Annotated in this window: 3 protein-coding genes and 1 pseudogene; all 4 read right to left on the bottom strand. The window is 65.7% G+C overall.

The genetic code is table 11. The annotated features are described in order from the left end of the window. Positions 1-328, bottom strand: a 328-nt coding sequence (locus HF921_RS12165) for an FAD-binding protein (protein ID WP_226834574.1), incomplete at its 3' end; no start/stop codon positions are given. Between the two features lies 1 nt (position 329). Continuing rightward, positions 330-1,796, bottom strand: coding sequence for an FAD-linked oxidase C-terminal domain-containing protein (locus tag HF921_RS12160; RefSeq protein WP_215893894.1), 1,467 nt, complete (start codon positions 1,794-1,796; stop codon positions 330-332). A gap of 8 nt (positions 1,797-1,804) precedes the next feature. Then, positions 1,805-3,136: a four-carbon acid sugar kinase family protein gene (locus HF921_RS12155; protein WP_215893893.1), complete on the bottom strand. Its 1,332-nt coding sequence runs from the start codon at positions 3,134-3,136 to the stop codon at positions 1,805-1,807. 10 nt (positions 3,137-3,146) lie between these two features. Next, positions 3,147-3,963, bottom strand: a pseudogene (locus HF921_RS12150) (phosphoketolase); the annotation flags it as partial.

Here is a 3,963-nt window from a genome sequence, read left to right as displayed (position 1 = left end):
AAGGGCGGCGCGGACCGGACAAGCCGCAGGCCAGCGTGCCGCCGATGGTCGCGGCGGGTCCGAAATACGGGGGCTCAAAGGGCAGCATCTGTCCGGCTTCCGCCAGTTGCGCTTCGAGCACCTGCAAGGGCGTACCGGCGCGCAAGGTGATAAAGAGTTCGTTGGGCGCGTAGTCGACGATGCCCTGATGACCGCTGAGGTCGAGCAGGTCGCATTCCAGCGCTTGCCGACCATAGAAGGTCTTGGTCCCGCCGCCGCGAATGGTGAGAGGTCGGGATCTGGCGTGGGCCTCCTGCACGGCCGCCTGTAAGGTCTGGCTCTGGTCCATGTCAAAAACGCTCCAGTTCGGGGAAGGGCAACTGGCCATGATGCACATGCATGGCCCCCAGCTCGGCGCAGTGATGCAGGCTGGGCACGGCCTTTCCGGGGTTGAGGCGGCCTTCGGGGTCGAAGGCCGCTTTGATGCGATGGAGTTGCGCCAACTCGGCGGCATTGAACTGGACGCACATGCTATCCAGCTTCTCGACGCCGACACCGTGCTCGCCGGTGACACTGCCACCGACGGCCACACAGAGTTCGAGGATGCGCCGTCCAAATGTTTCGGCGGCGTGCAACTGCCCCTCGGCATTGGCATCGTAGAGAATCAAGGGATGCAGGTTACCGTCGCCCGCGTGGAAGACATTGGCCACCCGCAGACCATATTCGACCGACCAGGCGGCGATCTGCTCCAGCACCTCGGCGAGACGCTGACGGGGTATCGTGCCATCCATGCAGTAGTAGTCCGGGGCCAAACGCCCCACCGCCGGGAAGGCGGCTTTGCGGCCTTTCCAGAGCAGCAGGCGGGTCGCGGCATCCTCGGCCATGCGGATGGCGCTGGCGCCGTGCCGTTGGAGAATCACCTCCACTGCCAGTCGGCGCTCTTTCAGCTCTGCGGCCGAACCGTCCAGTTCGCAGAGAAGGATCGCGGCCGCATCGCGGGGATAGCCGGCGTGGACGAAATCCTCGGCGGCTTCGATGGCGAGCCGATCCATCATCTCTAATCCGGCAGGGATGATCCCGGCGGCAATGATGGCACTGACCGACTCCGCCGCCGCCGCGACGCTGGTGAAGGCGGCAAGCAGCACCAGCGTATGCTCCGGCACCGGCAGCAGGCGCACCGTGCATTCGGTCACCACCCCGAGCAGGCCCTCGGAGCCGGTCATCAGCGCCAGCAGATCATAGCCGGGGCTGTCGGGGGCCTGACTGCCGATCTGCAGGACCTCGCCCGCCGCCGTCAGCACTTCCAGCGCCAGAATATTGTGGACGGTGAGACCGTATTTCAGGCAATGCACACCCCCGGAATTTTCCGCCACATTGCCACCGATGCTGCAGGCGATCTGCGAGGAGGGGTCGGGGGCGTAATACAGGCCCAAGGGCCGCGCCGCTTCGCTGATGGCGAGATTTCGCACGCCTGGCTGGACGCGTGCGCTACGGTTTTCCAAGTCGATGGCGAGGATATCACGCAGGCGGGCCAGACTGAGGAGGACGGCGCCGCGGATCGGGCGCGCGCCCCCCGATAGACCGGTACCCGCGCCACGCGGCACCACCGCCACGCCGTAGCGCTGGCAGATTCGCAGGACCGCCTGCACGCCCTCCCGGTCCGTGGGCAAGACCACACAGAGCGGCAACTCGCGCAGCACCGAGAGGCCGTCACACTCATAGGGGCGTAACTCTTCCGCACTGCTCAATACCGCATCCGCAGACAGCGCCGCCCGCAGTTCGGCGAGGAAGGCGGCGCTGTCAGGAGGGGCGGACATGAAACGCGTTACTCAATTGCCGCACCGCGCAAACGCCGACGGACGAGCGCGAGGCCCTCCGCATCCCCCACATTGCCGGGGAAAATCACCACCGGCAGGTTGGGCGTGCGGGGATGATCAGCAGGACAAGTCACTACCGAGCAGCCCGGCAGAATCTGCCCCATGACCCGCGCCATGCGCAGGGCAAGACCGCTGCTGAGCACATCATTGGAGGTGATGCCGCCCTTGCTGATGAGAAAACCGAGGTCCTCCGGCAAGCCCCGCACCACGGCCATGAGGAAGGCCGACACCCCCTCTCCAAAGGCCAGGCGGGCAGCCTGATCGGCAAAGCGGCGCTCACTGCGGCTGGTGTAGATGACCACGTCCAACCCTTTGTCGTGCGCCGCCGCCGCCCGCTGCAAAATGGCTGGCAATTGCCTGGACCCCGCGTCGCCCGCGCAGGCATCCACATCCACCTCGATCGCCTCCAGACCGGGCTCCTGCAATAGGCGCTCCAGTTGCTCGGTGGTTTTGCGCACATGAGAGCCGACCACGATGGCACCCGGCTTGCCGCCGCGTACCAGTCGCGCCATAGCAGTGGCCGCGACCGGCTGCGGCGGCAAGTCCGCCAGCGCCGTCAACAGGCTGGCGGCGCTACGGAACAGGAAGCGCTTGCCCTGTGCCGCCGCCACCCGCAAATCCCGGGCAAAAGCGGCGAGATCGGCAGGTTCCACGGCATCCACCACCACACAAGCGTTGTCCTTGAGCGCCAGCAAACGCGGCAGACAACCGGCGTGCAAATCCGCCAGCGTAAGGCGCTCCGTTGCCGCCGCCGGAATCCGCCCCTGGGTCTTCTCCTCCACATAATCCGGCAAATAGCTGTGATGGAAGGCGAACACCGAATCCTGGGCAAATTCCGTCTCGTGGGCTGGCGTTTCAACCCCGTTCTGGCGCACGTAATGCACGCTGTCGCGGGTGATGCGCCCACCCTCGAAAAAAGCGGGGACCAGGAAGTGGGCGTCAAAAGGCCCCAGTTCCGCGGCCATGACGTCGGTTTCCACCGGATAATGGCCGCGCAAGGTGGAGTCGGAACGGCTCACGAGAATAGGCTGTAGCGCCTGCCCCGTCGCCGTCAGGCGGTCCAGCGCCAGCCGCAGATTCTGGCAGATTTCACGGGTCACCGCCGCCGCCCGCGCTGCCGCCATGCCGCGGGTGTTGCTGAGGACAAAAAAGAGCGGAGCCGGATCGCGCAGGGCGATGCCCAGCGTTTCCGTATCCCAACGGGTCAGCAGCAAGCACGAATGCACCGTTTGCGAGCCCGTGGGGTCGTCGTCAATGACGATGATCTTGCTGTCGCTCATCCGGTCGTCCCTAACCGGCGTCAAAGCCGTGGATTTTACCGACGATGGTCTCGGCGGTAATCCCGTTGAAGGCCATCAACTCGCCCGGCGTCGCGGTGGTCTCACCCCGCAACCAGGCCAGCACATCGCGCTGTGTCGCCCGGCTGCGCAGCAGCACCGGTTCCAGCGCCCCGGAGGTGCCGCCGCTGATGCCCAGCAGCCAGTCCCCGGCGAAGAGGGCGTGGAAATCCGCGTCGCCCATGAAGCCGGTATCGGCTTCGGAGACGGTATGCGCAGCCACATCCGCCGGACGGTACAACTGACGGGGGTTGATCACTGAAACGATCCGCACCCGGTAACCCTCTGTCTCCAGCACATCCCTGGCCGCAAAAACCGGCAGCAGGACCATATCGCCGGTCACCGCCAGGGTCACGGTGCCGCGCTGCCCTGCACCCGTATCATGCAGGAGCGCCGCCCCCTTCCGCACCGCCGCGCGGGCCTGTGCCATGGTCAGGCGCACCGGCAGGGGGCTCTTGGAAGCCACGATCACCATCGACTTGTTGACACTATTCACCGCGTACTCGTAGGCCGCCTGGATGGCATTGGCATCGGTGGGATAGAGCAGGAACACGTTGCCGTTGCGCATCTGCGCGGCAAAGTAATTCTCGATCTCCGGACGCTGATGGGTCCAACCGTTGCGGCCCTGCTCCAGCGCACCGGCGGTGAACATACAGACGGTGGACGGGGTCTTGCGGCGCAGCTCGGCCATGGCCTGGGCCACCGTCTGCATAATGGGCCAGCCGTTAATGGCGAAGGACTCATAAGACAGCCACAGGGAACGGCTACCG

Origin of the sequence: Acidithiobacillus ferriphilus (assembly GCF_018854775.1) — a bacterium.
Lineage (GTDB): Bacteria > Pseudomonadota > Gammaproteobacteria > Acidithiobacillales > Acidithiobacillaceae > Acidithiobacillus > Acidithiobacillus ferriphilus.
This window is presented reverse-complemented; position numbering and strand designations above follow the sequence as displayed.

Coding starts and splice junctions, on each gene's coding strand:
- HF921_RS12160 (WP_215893894.1), bottom strand. CDS start 1,796: ATGTCCGCCCCTCCTGACAGCGCCGCCTTCCTCGCCGAACTGCGGGCG.
- HF921_RS12155 (WP_215893893.1), bottom strand. CDS start 3,136: ATGAGCGACAGCAAGATCATCGTCATTGACGACGACCCCACGGGCTCG.